19 protein-coding genes are annotated in these 19,232 nt (G+C 45.3%); 4 read left to right on the forward strand and 15 right to left on the reverse strand.

Going from position 1 to position 19,232, the window contains the following annotated elements; all coding sequences use genetic code 11:
* Window positions 1–260: 260 nt before the first annotated feature.
* Both fadJ and fadI read right to left on the reverse strand, forming a co-directional pair.
* Window positions 261–2,477 carry a fatty acid oxidation complex subunit alpha FadJ gene (gene fadJ / locus MSG38_RS11455; RefSeq protein WP_248401898.1) on the reverse strand — a complete coding sequence of 739 codons (2,217 nt, stop codon included), beginning with the start codon at window positions 2,475–2,477 and terminating at the stop codon, window positions 261–263.
* Window positions 2,477–3,784, reverse strand: coding sequence for an acetyl-CoA C-acyltransferase FadI (gene fadI, locus MSG38_RS11460; protein WP_048607862.1), 1,308 nt, complete (start codon window positions 3,782–3,784; stop codon window positions 2,477–2,479). The genes fadJ and fadI overlap by 1 nt, the downstream gene beginning before the upstream one ends.
* A 552-nt stretch (window positions 3,785–4,336) precedes the next feature.
* Between fadI and MSG38_RS11465 the strand changes: the two genes are divergently transcribed.
* From MSG38_RS11465 to MSG38_RS11480, 4 genes are all read left to right on the forward strand, one after another.
* Window positions 4,337–4,885, forward strand: coding sequence for a sigma-70 family RNA polymerase sigma factor (locus MSG38_RS11465; RefSeq protein WP_017060646.1), 549 nt, complete (start codon window positions 4,337–4,339; stop codon window positions 4,883–4,885).
* Complete coding sequence (locus tag MSG38_RS11470; RefSeq protein ID WP_048613142.1) at window positions 4,878–5,606, forward strand: DUF3379 domain-containing protein; 729 nt, start codon at window positions 4,878–4,880, stop codon at window positions 5,604–5,606. The genes MSG38_RS11465 and MSG38_RS11470 overlap by 8 nt, the downstream gene beginning before the upstream one ends.
* A 297-nt stretch (window positions 5,607–5,903) precedes the next feature.
* Window positions 5,904–7,178: an outer membrane protein transport protein gene (locus tag MSG38_RS11475; protein WP_248369553.1), complete on the forward strand. Its 1,275-nt coding sequence runs from the start codon at window positions 5,904–5,906 to the stop codon at window positions 7,176–7,178.
* A 296-nt stretch (window positions 7,179–7,474) separates the two neighbouring features.
* Complete coding sequence (locus tag MSG38_RS11480; protein ID WP_248369552.1) at window positions 7,475–8,779, forward strand: outer membrane protein transport protein; 1,305 nt, start codon at window positions 7,475–7,477, stop codon at window positions 8,777–8,779.
* 95 nt (window positions 8,780–8,874) lie between these two features.
* Here MSG38_RS11480 and MSG38_RS11485 read toward each other — a convergent pair whose 3' ends face one another.
* From MSG38_RS11485 to MSG38_RS11545, 13 genes are all read right to left on the reverse strand, one after another.
* Window positions 8,875–9,660 (reverse strand): MlaA family lipoprotein, encoded by a 786-nt coding sequence (locus MSG38_RS11485; RefSeq protein ID WP_086775687.1) that lies wholly within the window; start codon window positions 9,658–9,660, stop codon window positions 8,875–8,877.
* Window positions 9,661–9,784: 124 nt separating this feature from the next.
* Complete coding sequence (gene ccmI, locus MSG38_RS11490) at window positions 9,785–11,005, reverse strand: c-type cytochrome biogenesis protein CcmI (protein ID WP_050621064.1); 1,221 nt, start codon at window positions 11,003–11,005, stop codon at window positions 9,785–9,787.
* Window positions 11,005–11,496: a cytochrome c-type biogenesis protein gene (locus tag MSG38_RS11495; protein ID WP_048607850.1), complete on the reverse strand. Its 492-nt coding sequence runs from the start codon at window positions 11,494–11,496 to the stop codon at window positions 11,005–11,007. The genes ccmI and MSG38_RS11495 overlap by 1 nt, the downstream gene beginning before the upstream one ends.
* Window positions 11,493–12,044, reverse strand: a complete 552-nt coding sequence (locus tag MSG38_RS11500) for a DsbE family thiol:disulfide interchange protein (protein ID WP_017060653.1) — start codon at window positions 12,042–12,044, stop codon at window positions 11,493–11,495. The genes MSG38_RS11495 and MSG38_RS11500 overlap by 4 nt, the downstream gene beginning before the upstream one ends.
* Window positions 12,045–12,049: 5 nt before the next feature.
* Entirely contained in the window at window positions 12,050–14,020 is a 1,971-nt protein-coding gene (locus MSG38_RS11505) for a heme lyase CcmF/NrfE family subunit (RefSeq protein ID WP_017060654.1), read from the reverse strand.
* Complete coding sequence (ccmE, locus tag MSG38_RS11510) at window positions 14,017–14,499, reverse strand: cytochrome c maturation protein CcmE (protein ID WP_017064106.1); 483 nt, start codon at window positions 14,497–14,499, stop codon at window positions 14,017–14,019. The genes MSG38_RS11505 and ccmE overlap by 4 nt, the downstream gene beginning before the upstream one ends.
* Entirely contained in the window at window positions 14,496–14,702 is a 207-nt protein-coding gene (gene ccmD, locus MSG38_RS11515; protein ID WP_009848525.1) for a heme exporter protein CcmD, read from the reverse strand. Before ccmD ends, ccmE begins: the two co-directional genes overlap by 4 nt.
* Before the next feature lie 14 nt (window positions 14,703–14,716).
* Window positions 14,717–15,457, reverse strand: coding sequence for a heme ABC transporter permease (locus MSG38_RS11520; RefSeq protein ID WP_017064107.1), 741 nt, complete (start codon window positions 15,455–15,457; stop codon window positions 14,717–14,719).
* Window positions 15,458–15,605: 148 nt separating this feature from the next.
* On the reverse strand, window positions 15,606–16,274 hold the full coding sequence (ccmB, locus tag MSG38_RS11525; RefSeq protein ID WP_017060658.1) for a heme exporter protein CcmB: 669 nt from the start codon (window positions 16,272–16,274) through the stop codon (window positions 15,606–15,608).
* A 1-nt stretch (window position 16,275) separates the two neighbouring features.
* On the reverse strand, window positions 16,276–16,893 hold the full coding sequence (ccmA, locus tag MSG38_RS11530; protein WP_048607846.1) for a cytochrome c biogenesis heme-transporting ATPase CcmA: 618 nt from the start codon (window positions 16,891–16,893) through the stop codon (window positions 16,276–16,278).
* Window positions 16,894–17,171: 278 nt separating this feature from the next.
* Entirely contained in the window at window positions 17,172–17,684 is a 513-nt protein-coding gene (locus MSG38_RS11535; protein WP_050644988.1) for a DUF2802 domain-containing protein, read from the reverse strand.
* Window positions 17,684–18,178: a chemotaxis protein CheW gene (locus tag MSG38_RS11540; protein WP_017064109.1), complete on the reverse strand. Its 495-nt coding sequence runs from the start codon at window positions 18,176–18,178 to the stop codon at window positions 17,684–17,686. Before MSG38_RS11540 ends, MSG38_RS11535 begins: the two co-directional genes overlap by 1 nt.
* Window positions 18,179–18,250: 72 nt before the next feature.
* The coding region (locus MSG38_RS11545) for a chemotaxis protein CheW (protein ID WP_248369550.1) at window positions 18,251–19,232 on the reverse strand (982 nt) is incomplete at its 5' end.

Consider the following 19,232-nt stretch of genomic DNA (forward strand, 5'->3'; position numbering starts at 1 on the left):
CCTTTTTTATTGGATGCAGCCCAAAAGCAGATCTCCTATTACGCTCCTTCGTCGCTTTAGGAGATGACGGTAGTTTCAATTGCAATGCATTTAGCCATAATTTCCCTATTAACACTAATAGCTTACTTTCATCTGTCTTTCGTCATTCCCGAGAAGGAAGAATGACTGAGTCGGGAATCTCATTCCTTTCACTCGCCAATTAAACAGAAAAGCCCGCATCAATTGCTTGATACGGGCTCAATAACTAGCGAACTAGAGAGTTACTTGTAAAAAGACTCATCCAAACCAGCACGTGTCAGTAGGCCATCACATGGCGCGAAACGATCACCGTACTTCACAGCAAAGTCGTTCATCATCTCAACCAGTGACTTAATACCGATTTGGTCCATGTAACGGAACGGACCACCTAAGAACGGAGGGAAACCGATACCAAAAATAGCACCAATATCGCCATCACGAGGGCTACGGATAATGCCGTCATCTAGACAACGAACCGCTTCGTTTAGCATAGGTAACACACAGCGCATCGCGATATCGTTATCGCTCAACTTAGGATCTGGTTGCAACTTAAGCAGCTTGTAAACTGACTTATCGACTTCTTTCTTCTTACCTTTGTAAGTGTAGAAACCTTTGCCACTCTTACGGCCTTTACGGTTGTCATTCAACAGAATGTCGAACACATCAGGGCCTTGGAAACGATCGCCAAGCTCATTCACTAAAATAGGAATGATCTTCGCACCGATATCAACACCCACCTCATCTAATAAGGTGATAGGGCCAACCGGGAAACCGAAGTCCAATAACGTGCTGTCGAGCTTTTCAATTGGCTCATTTGCCAGTAACAGATGCGCCGCTTCATTCATGTACGGAGCAAGAATACGATTCACGTAGAAACCAGCCGTGTCTTTAACAACAATCGGTGTTTTGCCTTGCTTCTTCGCTAATGCTACAACCGTCGAAATCGTCTCTTCTGACGTAGTTTCATGAGGAATAACTTCGACTAGCGGCATTTTTTCGGCAGGGCTGAAGTAGTGAAGACCGACCACGTTTTCTGGTCGCTGCGCCTTCTCTGCAATCTTATGGATTGGCAGTGAAGACGTATTCGTCGCGAAGATAGTCTCTGGCTTGGCATTAGCTTCGATGTCCGCAACCATTGATTGCTTAAGGTCGAGGTCTTCAAATACCGCTTCAATCACCACATCGGTGTGATTAAAGCTAGTAAAGTCGATACCACCAGAAAGCTGAAGCATCTTACTTTCAAGGCCTGCTCGGCTCAGAATGCGACGCTTACGCTGCTTATCGAACAACTTGAAGTTGTAGTTAAGCGCGTTCAGTACACCCTCATTTGATACGTCTTTAATGCGCACCGGCACTTTCGCCTTAGCAACACTGACATGGCTGATGCCTGCGCCCATAAGACCACCGCCAAGCACACCAACACGCTTAACCGCTTTTGGTTCTGCGTCTGCGCCGTGTTCTTTTTTCATTTCCGTAGTTGCAAAGAAAATCGAACGAAGGGCTTTAGACTCTGAAGTCATAACCAGTTCTGAGAAACGCTTCGCTTCATACTGAAGGCCTTTGTCAAAGCCGTTCTCAAGGCCATAACGAATGACGTCCAAAATCGCATCTGCTGCTGGGTAATTACCGCGTGTTTTCTGATTAGTCTTCTTAGAAGCTTGTTCAAAAATTACTTTACGACCAAGGCCGTTACGTGAAATCAGCTTTTCTTTGGTCGACGCTTGGCTTTTCGATGCTAGACGCTTCCCTTTTTTACTGCCCGTATTCTTTTCAACAAAGCTCTTAGCGACTTCAAGCAGGATAGTTTCAGGCACACAAGCATCCACAACACCGAGTGATTTCGCTTTCTTAGCGCGCAGTTGCTTGCCCGTAAGGATTAGGTCGAGCGATGGCAGCAAACCGATAAGGCGAGGCAGACGCTGTGTACCGCCAGACCCCGGCAATAAGCCTAGTTGTACTTCTGGCAGACCAAGACGAGTCTTATCTGAATCGGTACATACGCGGTAATCACACGCCAGTGCAAGCTCTAAACCACCACCTAAACATGGGCCGTGAATCGCTGCGACTACTGGGTACGGTAGTTCAGACAGCGTTTGGAACATCTCCTGCCCTTGACGAGCCAGAGACTGTGCTTCGTCAGCCGTTTTACACGCATCAAGCATTCTTACATCAGCGCCAGCGATAAAGTTATCTGGCTTTAGTGAATGAACGATTAAGCCCTTAACTCGGCTCTGCTTTTCTTTTAGCAACTCGAAGATGGCTTTCATTTCTTCAGCAAAAGCCGCTTGCAGCGTGTTCATTTTCTCGTTGGGCACATCGATCGCTAACCAAGCAATATCCTGCTCGTCGATATTAAGAGAAAATGCTGCCGATTTCTTTTCGGTTGATTCAGTCGCAGACGTTGAATCTGGTTGAGCGACTGTTTCTTTTTCTGTTGTTGCATCAAGAGTCGTAGACATTATTCTACCTCCAAGATCATTGCAGCACCTAAACCACCAGCCGCACAAGCTGTGTTCAGTGCCAAGCCGCCACCGCGACGTTTCAGTTCACGCAGTGTTTGAGTCATCATGCGTGCGCCAGTCGCTGCAAACGGGTGTCCGTAAGCAATCGAGCTACCCAGCACGTTGAACTTCTCCATATCAATCTCACCGATCGCTTTATCGCGGCCAAGATTCTTCTGTGCAAACTCATCGCTTGCGAACATTTTAACGTTAGCCAAAACTTGGGCAGCGAATGCTTCGTGCATTTCGATCAGTGTAAGGTCTGACAACTCTAAACCTGTATTCTTCAATACTTGTGAGGTCGCGTAAGTCGGGCCCATCAGCATATCTGTTTCAACACCAATCGCTGAGAACGCATAACCACGAATATAGCCAAGTACTTCTAAGCCTAGCTCCTTCGCTTTACCTTCGCGCATCAACATCACCGCAGCGCCGCCATCAGTCAGCGGCGTAGCATTGGCTGCCGTTACACTGCCGTATTTTCTATCAAAAGCAGGACGCAGCTTAGCGTAGCCTTCAACCGTTGAGTCGTGGCGAATGTTGTTGTCTTCCGCTAAGTACTTTTTGTAAGGCGCCGGGAATGCCGTCATCACTTCGTCTTTAATCTTGCCTTCTTTCCATGCCTGAGAAGCCAAAGAGTGAGAACGGTGAGCAAGTGCGTCTTGAGCTTCGCGAGTAATACCATGGGTCTTCGCCATCTGCTCAGCCGTTTGTCCCATGGATAAACCGGTCGAGTACTCTGCAACTGCAGGTGGTACTGGCATCAAATCTTTTACTGAAAGCGTTTTAAGAATCTTCAGCTTTTGACCCATAGTTTTCGTTTTGCTCAGCGCTAATAGATTTGCCGCTAACTTTTTCGATACACCGATAGGCAATACAGAAGAAGAGTCCGCACCGCCTGCAATACCGACATCAATCGTGCCAGCCATAATGCTTTCAGTCACGTTAACTGCCGCTTGGAAGCTGGTCGCACATGCTCGTGTGACACTGTAGGCATCGGTATTGATGTCCATGCCTGTGCCCAACACGATTTCACGCGCAATATTCGGCGCTTCTGGCATTTGCACGACTTGGCCGAACACAACTTGTTCGATAAGCGCAGGATCGACATCCGTTCTTGCAAGCATTTCGCTCACAACCATTTTGCCTAGGTCAACCGCAGGCACTTGGCTAAATTCTGTACTCTGACGAGCGAATGGGGTTCGTAATCCAGCGACAACGGCAACACGTTCTCCAGAACGCGTTTTGACTTCCTGTTTGCCCATGGTTTCTCCTTAAAGTTAAGAGGTCTGACCTGAAGCATTGTAAAGAAGTTGTTAATTAAATCAAACGGGCGTTTAAATAAACGTGATACGAGTATCTCACTGTTTGAAAATATAACTGCACATTCAGGCGAACCTTTTTGGGGGAAAGGTTGTCGTAAGAGACTAAACGATTGTAAGCCAGGACTGCTATCGCAATGTAGAGAATGGTTTTCTTGAGGCAAAAAAAAACCACACAAAGCTGTGTGGTCGGAATGTATATAAAGCAATTAACTTAGCGCCAATTGAAATAATCAGTTTCCTGATTAGGAGAAAGTAAAGTCAGCCTTCAAAAGGAAGTGTCGTCTTGCTCAACATGCTAGCCACGAATGACTAACTAGACGACAAGGTGTACTATAACGGGTTCGAGGCCTTAGATTTTGAAGTAGATCAATTTTAATGTGATTTTACGATTTCCTGCCGATCGTTAGCTCTAAAAATATAAAAACGAAGCACAACGTATAGAGGACAGCTATACGCAGAGCAATTATGGAGGCTCGTGTGTCAATAATAAAAATGTTTGGAAAGAAAACAGCCAAGCGTCCGGTCAACTCTGATATGGACAAACAAAGAAAATACGAAGCACTCGTGCGTGCCTATCATCGTGACCTCTTTCGCTACGCCTATTGGTTATGCAAAGACAAAAGCATTGCCGAAGACTTAGTTCAAGAAACTTGCCTTCGTGCATGGAAATCACTCGATAGCCTTCAAGACGAAAAAGCCGCTAAATCTTGGCTGATTACTATCTTGAGACGCGAGAACGCTCGACGTTTTGAACGCAAACAGTTTGATCTGGTTGATATCGACGATCACGGTAACGATGCTAGTGTCAGTGATGACCCGCACCATCAGCATCAGTGGTTGCAAGCCCAGATCATGAAACTTGAAATTGATTACCGTGAACCTCTCTTCTTGCAAGTGATTGGTGGTTTTAGTGGTGATGAGATTGCCGATATTCTCGATCTCAACAAAAACACGGTGATGACACGTTTATTCAGAGCTCGAAATCAGTTGAAAGAGCTGTTGGATACAGAAGAGGCAGAGAGGGGGCAACATAATGGATGATTTGGAATTTCGTCGTCGTGTATTGTCGGAACCTAAACAACGTACACAAGATATTGTTGATGCGGCCGCGAATAGTGAAGCCAATAGTAACTTCTTAGACGATGTACTAGCGCTTGATAAACAGATCCACTCTGCGATGAATGTGGATGTGCCAGACGATCTTGCTGATCGTATTCTGTTCAATCAGACCTCAAGCGAAGAAAGCAAAGTAGTAAGGCCTACGTTTGCGAGACGAGCAATGGCAATGGCTGCCTCGGTAGCGTTTGTTGCTGGTTTATTAGTTGGCCAAGTGAATTGGGGCAACGCATTCGTTTCACCAGCTCAAGCTAGTTTGGTTGATACAGCGATGAAGCATGTTGTTGATGAAAAGAGTTTTGTTAGTTCCATCGATGAACAGGTCACATCGCAGCAAATCAACGCAAAAATGAACCCATTTGCTTTTCAGTTTGATGATGCTTTCCCTTACCACGTCTATTACCTAAACCACTGTGGCTTTGGTAAATCCAACGCAGTACATATGGTCTTCCAAGGCGCAAAAGGCAAAGTAACGTTGTTTTTAACCAGTATTCCGACAGATAAACCTATCGACTTTGATGAAAAAGGCATGTCCGGCTCGGTAACACCCGTCGATGGTAGCAGCTTAATCCTTGTGGGTGAAAATGGTGAGGATGTTTCCAAAATCGCCGAAAAGCTGACAAAAATGATCAAACCAATGAGCTAATTCGCTCTTAAAGCCCCGCCACAAAAGGCCCAGCAATTATATTACTGATATTGCTGGGCTTTATTTATAAATAAACCGAAAAACCATTCACACCACCAATACCTCTAGAGTTAAAACTCTAAAAAACAGTATTTCGCACCATTTTCGTGCCAGATAGGCGTCATTTCCATAATTTTCCACTCAAAATTTCCAATGGTCGGATTTGTATATCGTATACTTGCGAATAGGATCAGCCACCATTGAGCAATTGCTCAAATTAATCGCCCTGTAGAGGCGGATATATAAAGGAATAAATAAATGACTACCAACAACACGCGTCTGTTTAAAAAGTCTCTTTTAGCAGTAACAATTACACTGGCGTCTTCACAAGCGATGGCAGCAGGTTTCCAACTTAACGCACAATCAGCTACCGGCATCGGCCGTGCCTTCGCTGGTGATGCAGTAATCGCAGATAACGCGTCAGTAATGGCACGTAACCCTGCAGCAATGGCACTGTTTGACAAAACTGAGCTTTCTCTTGGTTTTGAAAGCATTACTTCTATGATCGAAGTTAAAGATGCTGAATACACATCTTTAGGTAATGGTAACCAACCTGTAGCAGTAGGTAATACTGATGATGTAGGTGATACTTCTATTGCTCCGAATATTCACCTAATAGTACCAGTGAACGAAAAATTTGCTTGGGGCGTTAACGCATATTCAAACTTTGGTACTAAAACAGAGTTTTCTGACGATTATGTTGCTACTGAGTACGGCGGTCTAACAGATGTAATGAGCATAAACTTCGGTTTAGCAGGCTCATACCGTCTAAACGATCAGTGGAGCTTTGGTGCAGGCTTAGATCTTATCTACGGTCAAGGCACAATGAAACGCACTGGTAGTCAAACTCTTCCTGGTCTAGCTGGAGTAGATCTTGTGAACGTAGATGAAGCTGACGGTTGGGCGGTAGGCTTTAACGTTGGTACCGTTTATGAGTTAGATGAAAACAACCGCTTCGGTCTTTCTTACCGTTACAGCCCTGAGATCACAGCTAAAGACGATAAAGGACAAGAGATCACTCTTCCTCTACCAGACATGGCTGAGTTCTCTGGTTACCACAAAATTGAAGACACTAAGTTTGCTGTTCACTATTCTGTTCAATGGATTGGTTGGAGCGCCTTTGACCAAATCGACTTTGATAACCTAGACGGCTCACCACTTGGCTCTAGTTACCAAAAACAATACCAATGGCAAGATGGTTGGCACTATGCAATTGGCGGCACATACTACCTGAACGATACTTGGACTCTTCGTACTGGCTACATGTATGACACAAGCGCACAAGATGAGTTGACCTCAATCTCTGTACCAGATTCAGATCGCCAATGGTTGTCAGCTGGTTTTACTTACCATATTGATGATAAGTCAAACGTTGACTTTGGCTTTACATACCTATTAGGTGATGACGTTAAAGTTAATGAATCAACTGTAGTTGAAGTTGCACCTGGCGTTCCAGTTACAGCATCGTCAGTTAGTGCGACTACACACGCTGATGCAATCCTACTAGGCCTGCAGTACAGCCGTAGCTTCTAATATAAGTTAATAAGTTACCCCCAAAGGGTCGCATTATGCGACCCTTTTTTATTACCTAAACCACTGACCCACTTCAATTTAAGCTTACAACTGTAGCCTGCAAGGTCAATATATGACTACAAGTGTACGCTCAAACTTCGCAACACAGCCGAAACATTTAGATTATTTCTCTAATAATTAAACACATTTACTCATTAAATCCCTAAAACACTGTTTTATTCGAATTTCATTTTTAAAGTAATGACTCTAAAAGTAGAATCACGCCACTAAATACTTATGATTCAGCGAACATAATAATGAAAATGAATAAGACTCTTCTATCTGCTGCAGTGGCAGTTGGACTACTTTCGACTTCTACTGTGACTCACGCGGCAGGTTTTCAACTAGCAGAATACTCGGCAACAGGCCTAGGCCGCGCATACGCGGGTGAAGCTGCAATGGCTGACGGTGCAGACGCACAATGGCGCAACCCTGCTATGCTGACTTACCTAGAAGGCACTCAGGTTTCTGTTGGTGCTATCTATGTTGACCCTAACATCGATATCGACGGTACTTCTACGTCCATGATGGGACAATCTACTTCGTCAAATTCTAGCGATTTTGCGCACAGTGCAGTAATCCCAAACTTTTATGTTTCTCATAAGTACAACGACAAGTTCGCATTAGGCTTTGCTGCTGGCACTAACTACGGTATGGAAACAGACCTAGGTAAAGACTTTGGTGGCGCAAACCACGGTAACGAAGCAAGTGTTACCACAATGGAGCTAAACCTAAACGCGGCTTACCAAGTACTTGAAAGCTTATCTATTGGTGGTGGTATTCGTTACATCATGGCTGAAGGTAGCTTTGGAGCGGTATCTACAGTTAACTCTCTAGTTCCTATGCCTCAAGGTACAGCTTTAAAATACATGGAAGGTGATGACACAGCGTGGGGCTGGCAAGTTGGTACCGCTTGGCAGATCAATGAAAACAACCGCCTTGGTTTTACCTACAAGTCAGAAGTAGACCTAACGCTTGAGGGCCACGCAAATGGTGTCGCTTTTGATGCTGTTGCTGGCGCTTTAGGTACTCCTGTGAAGTCAAAATATAACGGCTCAATGCAACTTGCATTGCCAGCAACCGCCGAGCTTGCAAGCTTCCATCAACTATCAGATAAAGTCGCTGTACATGCGAGCGTTAACTGGACTAATTGGAGCAGCTTTGAAGAACTAGTAGCTGACATCCCTGAATTCGGTCCTGCTCGAACTCAAGATATCAAGCAAGAGAACTGGGAAGACAACTACCGCTTTGCGATCGGTACAACTTACCAAATGACACCTAAGTTAGCTCTGCGCTCTGGTATTGCGTACGACACTTCAGCGGTAAGCGATGAACACCGTACTGCGACGATTCCGGAAACAGACCGCACTTGGTTAAGTATTGGTGCTGGCTACCAATGGTCTGAGCAACTAACACTAGACGCTGGTTTCACTTACATCCTAGCGAAAGACGCAAAAATGGTTGAAGATGACGCAAGTTCTGCGCCATTTGGTGGTGACTTCGAAGGTGAAGTAACTGGTAGTATTTGGCTAGTGGGTATCCAAGCTAACTACCGCTTCTAATCTGTTTGACTTAATCTAAAGTCATAATCATTAAAAAGGCTCGATGTTGTTTTCAACATCGAGCCTTTCTTTTATCGGTTCTCTAAATCGTGTTTCTAGTAATCTTCTAGATAACCATCGATGAAGTCTTCTTCTTCAAGGTCGACCTCTTCAGGTTCAATCTCGGCTTTGAAATCACGACGTTGAATGTAAACATCACGCGTTAATGCATATGGATCAGGAGAATTATCCAACAGCGCCTCTTGTGACACTAACTGAGCACGTGTTTCCATGCCCTCAAATGCCCACTTGCCTAAGCTTGCCCAGAAGTTCAAGAACGACAGAGGCACATACAAACCATCGACGGTTTCAGTCACTTCTCGCGTCGTTAGTGGACCATAACCCGGCACCATGAAGTACGGACCATTCCCTACCCCGTAATGGCCAATCGCATCAGAGAACGACTTATCGTCGTATTTTGTGATCCCAGCTTCGCTGGCAATATCGATCAAGCCTAACAAACCAATCGTTGAGTTAATCCAAAAACGATTGAAATGGTCGAGTGCTTTTTCACCATTGCCCATAATAAGGTTATTCACCATGCTTGATGGTTCGTCTAAGTTGGCTAGGAAATTGGAGATACCAGAACGCACTGGCACAGGGGTGTAGTCAACATAAGCGAGGGAAACAGGGCGAACTAAATAAGGATCTAGATATTCGTAGTTGATATCCCACATCGCTCGGTTGAAACCTTCAAAAGGATCATTCGGGTGGGACTCTTCGACGTATTCAGAGGTTTCGAGGTTATCATCGTCAACACTTTCGTCCGGCGCACTTGAACACCCAACCGTTAAGCTTGTGATAAAAAGTAAACTCGAGAGTCTTAAAACACTGGCAGACATATCACCTTTTCCATAAGGAATTCAAAAAATAAAAAAGGCCAGCAATCGCTGGCCTCAATTGTTTGGCTAAGTCTATACCGTTTATCTGCAAATCGGAATAGCTAACACCTATGCAAAGTGATGATTAATATTGCTTATTGATATCAATGGTCACTGGAGCACCCAGTTCAACCACTTCACTTTCACCGTACCAATCACCTTCGCGAGTTGAAACGTTGCCGTCTGTATCAAGCCTAGCTCTAACCATCAGAGTTTCAAGGCTAGACAGCTCTTGTCCTTCCAACATGCTGTTGCCGTCATCAAGAACAACAGTACGCGGGAAAGTCCCTAGTGGGTAGCGTGCCGCTGCGATAGGCATTGGAGAACCATCAGCTCTGTGCACTGACACAATTAACACTGAGTTAGGGTCAGCATTCACGTCTGCAGATAGATCGAGCGTTACAGCAACAGTCTTACCTTGGTCAACACCCATAGTGTCGCCCATTTTCTTCTGAGCACTTTCAATACTGCGCGAAAGCATTTCATAGCGACTGTCTTGTGGACCAATCATCTGCTGCATGATGCTCCAGTACTTCACAGCACCCGGGTAGTCTTGACGCTCAAACGCATCGAACGCTAGCAGTGAGAACACACGAAGGTCGACATAATCGTTTTGAATCAAACGGCTCAAAATCAAACGAGCTTGGTTTTGATCAGCTTCATCAGGTGAAAGCATCAGAGCTTGTGCGAAACCTAACTGAACATCTTCATTCTTAGGTTCAAGCTTGTAAGCTCTTTCCATAGAATCTTTTGCTGTTTCAGCGTCGCGGTTAGCCAGTGCAATACGACCAAGCAGCAACCAACCTGTTGAATCTTTTGGCTGGTAATGCAGACGAGTACGAAGCGCTAGAGTCAAATCTTCCAGCTCATCATCCGTTAGTGCACCACCTTCCGATGACATCAGCTTTTTAGACAGTTCAGGAAGGTTCGAGCTCACTTCTTGCCAGTGCTGAACTTTGTCCAATGCACCGAACTTAAAGTACATACCATAAGTCACAACGACGACAAGGATGATCGAAGGTACAACCACACCAAGCGTAGAGATTTGAGTCTTCTTCATCTCTTCTTGTGCAGGAACATCATCGAGCAGAGACTGTTTCAAATCAGCGATCAGTTCTTGTTGGTTATCAACAAGACCTTCCTCTGCTTCTACTTCTAACTCGACAAGACGGTCTTTATAGAATGCTTTGTTCAACTCGTCGCGAAGCATTTCATCATTGTTTGCCTTCTTATTAATGAAAGGCAGAACAATTAAGAAAATTGCCGCTAGCGAAAGGATAATGGTAGAAATCCAAAATAGAGTCATTACTTCTTATCTCCGTCGTTCTCTTCATCGAGTAACGCTTTTAAGCGAGCTTCTTTGTCTGCATCCCAGTCTTTATCTGACTCTACTGCTGCTTTTGATTTTGACTTTCTGCTTCGTAAAATAATCAAACCAAATCCAAACACAACCACCGCAAACGGTCCAATCCAAAGGATCGATGTTGCTAGTGTCAGTGGTGGATTGTAAGTCACAAAGTTACCGTAGCGAGCAATCATGTAATCAATGATATCTTGCTTCGACTTGCCGTCTTTTGTCATCTCGTACACTTTTTGGCGTAAGTCGACCGCTAGTTCAGCGTTCGAATCACCAATCGTGTTGTTCTGACATTTAGGACAACGCAGCGTATTGCTCAGCTCTTTGAACTGCTGTTCTTGATCCACAGTTTCAAATTCATGAAACTCGATAGGCGCAGCAGAAACTGTCGCTGAGATTGCGAACGTAGCGAATAGAGTAATCAGTGCCTTTCTAATCATTTCGATTCCTCCAACAACTCTTGATACATCGGCTCAAGCGTCGATGCCCAGTTAGTTGGGTTCACGTCACCAACATGGCGGTAGCGAACCACGCCGTTAGCATCGATTAGGAAAGTTTCAGGTGCACCATATACGCCAAGGTCAAGACCTAGCATGCCGTTACCGTCAAACAGGCTAATTAGGTACGGGTTACCCAGCTCTTTTAACCAACCAACCGCTTTGTTGCGATCATCTTTGTAGTTAAGACCAATTATCTTAACGCCTTGATCCGCGAGCTTGTTCAGGTAAGAGTGCTCTGCATAACAAGTAGGACACCAAGTCGCCCACACGTTAAGAAGCAGTGGCTCGCCTTTAAAGATCGCTTGATCATGAAACTTACCTGGTTGTTCTAAGTCTTCTAGACCGAACTCAGGAACAGGCTTACCAATCAATACAGATTCAAGCTTAGTCGGGTCATCGCCCGACTGGTTGCGCATTAATTGCGTTGCAAAGATTCCAGCTAGAACCATGAACGCAATCAATGGAATGAATAAAATCTTCTTGTTCATTCGAATTAAGCCTCCTGCTCTTCAGCCGACTTTTTTGTTGGCTTACGGAAACGGTAACGACGGTCACTGATAGCAATAGCGCCACCAATCGACATGATCAAAGAACCAGCCCAGATCCAACGTACAAATGGTTTGTAGTAGATACGAACAGCCCAAGACTTGTTGTCGTCTAAACGTTCACCCATTGCGATGTAAAGGTCGCGCGTTACGCCACGGTCAATCGCTGCTTCTGTCATCATAGACTTAGCTGTGGTGTAGAAACGTTTTTCAGCGTGAAGCGTGTTGATGTATTTGCCTTCTTTAGTAATTTCAAAGTCAGCAATGTAACCATCGTAGTTAGGACCATCTTTGTCACGAACCCCTGTAAACAGGAAGCTGTACTCTTCAAGCTGGTAGCTTTCACCTGGCGCCAGACGTACATCACGTTCGATGCTGTAGTTTTGCACCATCGCGATACCAATAACTGTCACGGCTAAACCAATGTGACCACACATCATTGCCCAGTGGCTACGAGGTAGCTTAGTTAGACCTTTCAGGAATGTATGACGGTGAGTCGCACGCTCATGCAGCTCAAAGCCGTGCATGAAGATGATCCAGAACGCCATTACCCAACCAGCAAACGCAGTACCACTGAAGCGGTCAGCCAGTAGAGCAACCATTAGCGCACTCAAACCAAGTGAGAATGCACCTGAAATCAGCATTGGTTTAACAAGCTTAGACAGGTTGTCACGTTTCCAGCGGATCAGAGGACCGATACCAAGCAAGAACGAGAACGGGATCATTAACCAGAAGAACAACATATCAAAGAATGGTGCACCGATAGATACCGAGCCCAAGCCTAACTGTTTGTGAACTAATGGCAGTAGCGTACCGACTAATACAACGACAAGCGCTGCAATCAGTAAGATGTTGTTACCAAGCAGTGCGTTTTCACGAGAAACCAGATCGAAGTTACCGCGAACACGAACCGATGCGCCTTTAACGGCGAACAGCAGCAGTGAACCACCGATAACAAAGACTAGGAAACCTAGAATAAACATACCACGAGCAGGATCCGACGCGAATGCGTGAACCGATACCAAGATGCCCGAACGAACTAAGAATGTACCTAGTAAGCTTAGCGAGAATGCCGAGATAGCCAGCAATACTGTCCAAGCTTTAAATGTGCCACGCTTTTCGGTTACCGCTAGTGAGTGCATCAGTGCAGTACCAGCTAACCAAGGCATGAATGAAGCGTTTTCTACTGGATCCCAGAACCACCAGCCGCCCCAGCCAAGTTCGTAGTAAGCCCACCATGAACCTAGTGCGATACCTACCGTTAGGAATAACCAAGCTGCGATTGTCCAAGGACGCGACCAACGAGCCCATGCCGTATCAAGACGACCACTCATTAGAGAAGCGATTGCGAAAGAGAACGCAACAGAGAAACCTACATAACCCATGTAAAGCATTGGCGGGTGAATAATCAAACCCGGATCTTGCAGTAGTGGGTTCAAGTCTCGGCCATCTACAGGGAAGAAAGGCAATGTACGTAGGAACGGGTTAGACGTTACGATAATGAACAGCAAGAAGCCGACCGTAATCAAACCCATGATAGCCAGTACGCGAGCCACAGACTCTTGAGGCATACCACGGCTAAACGTCGCTACAGCAACCGTCCAACCCGCTTGGATAAGAACCCAAAGCAATAATGAACCTTCGTGAGCGCCCCAAACCGCAGTAATTCGGTAGTACCAAGGCAGTTGGCTATTCGAGTTACTTGCTACGTATTGAATCGTAAAATCATTTGTGTAGAACGCGTAACACAAGATAAAGAACGAAATCGCTAAGAATCCGAACATACCCCACGACAACGGTCGTGCGCTGTTCATCAGTAATGTGTTATTTCGAGCGGCTCCATACAATGGGAGCACGCTTAGCAGCAATGCAAGTCCCAAGGACAGGATCATCGCAAAATGGCCGATCTCGGCTATCATTGAGCATTTCCTTCTTTTTGTTCAGTCGTGTATTGCAAAGGCTCATGGGTTTTCTTCATTGCTTCCGCAACTTCAGAAGGCATGTACTCTTCATCGTGCTTTGCCAACACCTCAAACGCTTCGATTGTCGTTGCATTTTTAAGAACACCCTGAGCAACAATACCTTGGCCTTCACGGAAAAGATCAGGAAGGATGCCATCGTATAGAATTGTTACTTTAGGGCCTACATCTTGCAAATCAAAGCTAACACGTAGTGATTCATTGTCACGGCTTACAGAGCCGACTACGACCATGCCACCAATACGTAGGCGTTGACCAACTTCAGGTTTCTTACCATCTTTGCCGTTGACCAGCTCAGTTGGTGTGTAGAACAGATCCATGTTCTGGTTAAGTGCGTAAACCATCAATCCAACAGTCGCACTGATACCAAAAAAGATCGCTAAGACAATGCCCAGCCTCTTTTTACGTCTTGGGTTCATAGAGTGTTCTCCATATTTTTTGCTGCATCGATACGAGCTTGACGATCAATCTTAGCTTGTACTTCATTTAGTAATTGCTTACCACGACGAACGCTTACGACCAGTAAAATGATCATCGCGAGGAATGTGATTCCAAATGCACTCCATACATACGAGGCATAGCCTCCCATGGCAAAGAAATCACTCAAAGATTCAAAATACATAATTACCTACCCTACTACGCTTTTTCAGCCGCAAGCTTGCGAACCCATGGACGGTGACTTTCTTTACTGATGATTTCGTTACGGAAACGAACCATAGTCACAGCACCAAAGAAAAAGGCGAAGCCGAAGATGTTAAGAAGAAGCGGCCATAACATGTCACTTGAAATAGAAGGCTTGTCGAACTTAGTGATCGTCGCGCCTTGGTGAAGTGTGTTCCACCACTCTACTGAAAAGTGAATGATAGGTAGGTTGATGACACCAACGATAGCCAAAATGCCTGCCGCTTTGGCTGCTGTTTTTTGGTCGTCAAAAGCATGGTGAAGTGCAATCACACCCAAGTACAAGAATAGAAGAATCAGCTCCGAGGTTAAACGCGCATCCCAAACCCACCAAGCACCCCACATTGGTTTACCCCAAACAGCGCCGGTTAGTAACGCAATGAAGGTAAACACAGCACCAATAGGCGCCATCGCCAGTGCGGCCATATCTGATAGCCTTACCTGCCATACCAAACCGATAAAGGCAGCAATCGCCATCGACATGTATACGCCCATCGACCAGATTGCAGACGGAACATGGATGTAGATGATACGGAAGCTATCGCCTTGTTGGTAATCAGAAGGCGCAAATGCAAGCCCCCACACGGTACCGACGGATAGACACAATAGCGCTAGGATCGAAAACCATGGCAAAAGTTTACCAGCAAGCTGATAAGAGGTTTCTGCTTTGGCATAGGGATGGAGCCATTTCCACATGTTGTAATCTCACTCTTACTTCATTTTGCTTACAGCTATTAAAGCTATAATTATAATAATTTTATTTGTCTTACTTTCAGTTTTACTGACTCTATGAGTCCAATCGACACGTTTGGTTCACATTGGCTATACGATAACGGAACCCCAATCAGTTCACACTCACTCTAAGTGCGGCACTGATCGCAAAAGGCGTCATAGTCATCGCACCCATTAACATTGCCCCAAGCACCGCCAATTGGCCGTTGTACGCAACGCCCAAAGCCGCAGCGTCAATCGCTGACGTCGCGAAAATCAAAATGGGGATGTAAAGCGGCAAGATTAACAGGCTTAACAGGACTCCGCCCTTCTGTAACCCAACGGTTAACGCAACACCAATCGCACCAATAAAACTCAATGCGGGTGTTCCTACCAGCAAGGTCAACACAACTGAGAGCCAAGTATCAAAATCTAAAGACAACAAAACAGCCAACAATGGGCTGATTAAAATCAATGGTAACCCGGTCAACAACCAGTGTGCTATGACCTTGGACAATACTACCAACTGCAACGGGATGGGCATCAGCATCATCTGCTCAAGGGCGCCATCTTGGAAATCATCGCGGAAAAGACGCTCTAAAGAGAGCAGTGCAGAGAGCAAAGCTGCCACCCAAACAATACCCGCAGCAATGCGCGCAAGTAGGTTTGGCTCAGGGCCGATACTCAAAGGGAATAGAGTTATAACAATGATGAAGAACCACAAAGGGTTAAAGATATCCGCTTGACGTCGAAACGCGATAAGCAGCTCGCGTCGGATAATCGTGGTCATTGAAGAGATCATATTACTCACCCAACTTAATTTTTCTTAGTTTCGGGCTATCAGCAAACATATCTTGGTGCGTGGTTAATAGCACAATGCCACCGTTGTCTGCATGCTGAGAAAAAAGAGATTCGAGAACTTTCACGCCCTGCTTATCAATGGCAGTCAGCGGCTCATCGAGAATCCACAACATTTGCTTGCTCAACCAAAGGCGAGCCAACGCAACTCGGCGTTGTTGGCCTGCTGAAAGTTGCCCTGCAGGTACGTCTTCTCTGCCCGCAAGCCCCACTTGAGCCAGCGCGTGGTAAAGCTCTTCTTTGCTGGTACCGCCACTGTGAATAGACTGATAAAAGCTCAGATTCTCATAAGCACTAAGCTCGCGCTTTACGCCTGTTTGGTGACCAAGAAAAAGTAAATTTTGATGATAAACATCTCGACTCGATTCAATAGACTCACCGTCCCAAGAGATAGTGCCGTCATCGCGATCGCCTAAACCAGTAATAATCCTAAGGAGTGTCGTTTTCCCAGTACCGTTACGACCTTCAACCTGAACCAGCTCACCTGGTTTCAATTGAAAAGACAACGATTCAAACAGAACCCTGTCGTCACGAATAGCAGTTAAATTTGAGACTTCTAGCATAGGTAAATTTAGTCGAGTAATGAGAGCGCTATAGTAGCACACCAACATGGTGACAAAACAGGACTAGGCGTTTTCGATAGAACAAAGTCGGTAAGAAACTGTTACCACCGCATCACAATTTACACATTTTCATCAACAAACAAGATATTGTCGTAGATACAAGCACTTATAAACATCGTTCTATATAGATCGATTAGACATAAAAAAAGAAGCCGAAGCTTCTTTTAAGAGGAATACGTAATAAACATCAATTGCTCAATACGAATTAAGCGCTCATTTTAACGACGTCGAGGCGGGTCTCTGCGCTCGCGAGAGGCATCGGGTTGCTCATCGTACGATGAAGGATTACTTCTTAACGAAGGGATTTTTTCCTTACCCGCGAGCTTATTCTGCAGAGACATCATCAGCTCAGCTTCCGCTTTAGGTAATTCACACTCTTCGATCAGTTCGTTAATCCCGGCACCAAGCTGAACCATTTTCGTTGCACGTGTGTACAAGCGTCCATCGGTGTCAGCATGTTCCAGCTCAACAATACGTTCATTCAAGTGCTTTATCAGATCTTGCTGTTCCGTCACTTTCTGGCCAAGGCCAACCACAACAGAGCGAACCTCAAGTAATTGCTTACTCGATTTTTGAAGCTCTTTATCCAAGTTACGAACTTGCAGACGTGACTGATCGAGCTGCTTTTGAATCGCACGTTTTACTTTGCTAATCAAAATCACGATGAATAACGTAAAAACCCCAACGCCTGATATCAGGGCAGCAGGGCTTAAAGGAAGCGCTTCAAACATTACAGGTGAGCCATCTCATCCCATTCGTCTTCGCTTAGTAGTTTGTTTAGATCTACTAAGATAAGCAGCTTGCCATCTCGGTTACTTACACCTTGGATGAACTTAGCACTTTCATCAGTACCAACACTTGGCGTTGTGTCGATTTCAGAAGAACGTAGGTAAACCACTTCAGCAACGCTATCTACTAGAATACCAATTACTTGACGCTCAGATTCAATAACGATGATACGAGTGTTGTCTGTGATTTCACCTTGCATCAAACCAAAGCGAGAACGAGTGTCGATAACAGTAACAACGTTACCACGTAGGTTAATAATACCTAGAACGTAATCTGGAGCACCCGGTACTGGAGCAATTTCGCTGTAACGCAGTACTTCACGTACTTGCATTACGTTGATGCCGTAAGTTTCTTCTTCTAGCTGGAAAGTCACCCATTGAAGTACTTCATCATTCGTTTGCTCTTTTCTTACTTCAACTTCACTCATATGAGACATAGATAATCCTCTTGCCGTCGTTACCGACCACTATTATTAACTTGATGCTTATTGTTAGCCTAATGCTTATGACTAGCTTAATGCTTTTACATCTAGCCCTGCGTTTAGCATGGCGATTAATGCTTCAACATGAATCAAAGCACACATTTTTTCTTTTACCATACCAGCGAGCCATGGGCGTTTCCCTGCCATTTCTCGCCAACGTACTTTATCTGTATTAAGTAGCTCGGTGCCTTTTAGCTCAGTACCCGCAAGGCCCCACAAGCTCTCTCCAAGCATCACTATATATTGATAGTTTTCTTTGTATTCGTCACCTGATAGTTTCTCAGACATCACCCATTTTGCGGTGTCGACCACATCTAGCTGACTATCACGGTTGGTTTGTAAACCTAAATACCAAGCTGGCTTACCAATGATATGACTTAACTCTTCAAGGCGATGGATGCCGCCAAGCTCATCAAGTGGCACCGCAAAGGTCACGCCGTTTACATCAAAATACAAGACTTGAAAGTCTTCTTTGCGAACCGTACTTTCCCAAGAGGTAAACTGGTCAGCACCTCCGGCTTGAGTTTCTGGTTCAATAACTGTCTCGGGCTCAGGAACGTCAAGTTCAGGCTCAACAGCCTTAACTTCTGCTTGTTCCGTCGCTAACGGTTCAGCTTGTAACTCTTCAATTTGCTGCGATTCAACAGGTGGCTCTACAACAATTGATAAATCGGGTTCTGGAAGATTCCAATCCTGAATCTCTGGCTCTTCGAACACTTGAACAGACTCAACCGCGGCATCAAACATTTGCATGTCAGCTTGCTGGGCGATTTTCTGGGTGTTCTGATCCATCAACTCATCAAGGTTCAGTTCATCAACAACATTGGTCGCCTCTAAACGACTCAGTAGTTTCTGAACATCTTCAAGGTTAGGAACCTCAAACTCAGCCGCGCGTATTTCTGCGTAGCTTGAGTGGTGACTCGAAAATTGGCGCTCTGGCTCTGGCTCTGGCTCTGGCTCTGGCTCTGGCTCTGGCTCTGGCTCTGGCTCTGGCTCTGGCTCTGGCTCT

This window comes from Vibrio sp. 1CM24A (assembly GCF_023161725.1).
GTDB lineage: Bacteria > Pseudomonadota > Gammaproteobacteria > Enterobacterales > Vibrionaceae > Vibrio > Vibrio coralliirubri.

Coding starts and splice junctions, on each gene's coding strand:
- fadJ (WP_248401898.1), bottom strand. CDS start 2,477: ATGTCTACGACTCTTGATGCAACAACAGAAAAAGAAACAGTCGCTCAA.
- fadI (WP_048607862.1), bottom strand. CDS start 3,784: ATGGGCAAACAGGAAGTCAAAACGCGTTCTGGAGAACGTGTTGCCGTT.
- MSG38_RS11465 (WP_017060646.1), top strand. CDS start 4,337: ATGTTTGGAAAGAAAACAGCCAAGCGTCCGGTCAACTCTGATATGGAC.
- MSG38_RS11470 (WP_048613142.1), top strand. CDS start 4,878: ATGGATGATTTGGAATTTCGTCGTCGTGTATTGTCGGAACCTAAACAA.
- MSG38_RS11475 (WP_248369553.1), top strand. CDS start 5,904: ATGACTACCAACAACACGCGTCTGTTTAAAAAGTCTCTTTTAGCAGTA.
- MSG38_RS11480 (WP_248369552.1), top strand. CDS start 7,475: ATGAAAATGAATAAGACTCTTCTATCTGCTGCAGTGGCAGTTGGACTA.
- MSG38_RS11485 (WP_086775687.1), bottom strand. CDS start 9,660: ATGTCTGCCAGTGTTTTAAGACTCTCGAGTTTACTTTTTATCACAAGC.
- ccmI (WP_050621064.1), bottom strand. CDS start 11,005: ATGACTCTATTTTGGATTTCTACCATTATCCTTTCGCTAGCGGCAATT.
- MSG38_RS11495 (WP_048607850.1), bottom strand. CDS start 11,496: ATGATTAGAAAGGCACTGATTACTCTATTCGCTACGTTCGCAATCTCA.
- MSG38_RS11500 (WP_017060653.1), bottom strand. CDS start 12,044: ATGAACAAGAAGATTTTATTCATTCCATTGATTGCGTTCATGGTTCTA.
- MSG38_RS11505 (WP_017060654.1), bottom strand. CDS start 14,020: ATGATAGCCGAGATCGGCCATTTTGCGATGATCCTGTCCTTGGGACTT.
- ccmE (WP_017064106.1), bottom strand. CDS start 14,499: ATGAACCCAAGACGTAAAAAGAGGCTGGGCATTGTCTTAGCGATCTTT.
- ccmD (WP_009848525.1), bottom strand. CDS start 14,702: ATGTATTTTGAATCTTTGAGTGATTTCTTTGCCATGGGAGGCTATGCC.
- MSG38_RS11520 (WP_017064107.1), bottom strand. CDS start 15,457: ATGTGGAAATGGCTCCATCCCTATGCCAAAGCAGAAACCTCTTATCAG.
- ccmB (WP_017060658.1), bottom strand. CDS start 16,274: ATGATCTCTTCAATGACCACGATTATCCGACGCGAGCTGCTTATCGCG.
- ccmA (WP_048607846.1), bottom strand. CDS start 16,893: ATGCTAGAAGTCTCAAATTTAACTGCTATTCGTGACGACAGGGTTCTG.
- MSG38_RS11535 (WP_050644988.1), bottom strand. CDS start 17,684: ATGTTTGAAGCGCTTCCTTTAAGCCCTGCTGCCCTGATATCAGGCGTT.
- MSG38_RS11540 (WP_017064109.1), bottom strand. CDS start 18,178: ATGTCTCATATGAGTGAAGTTGAAGTAAGAAAAGAGCAAACGAATGAT.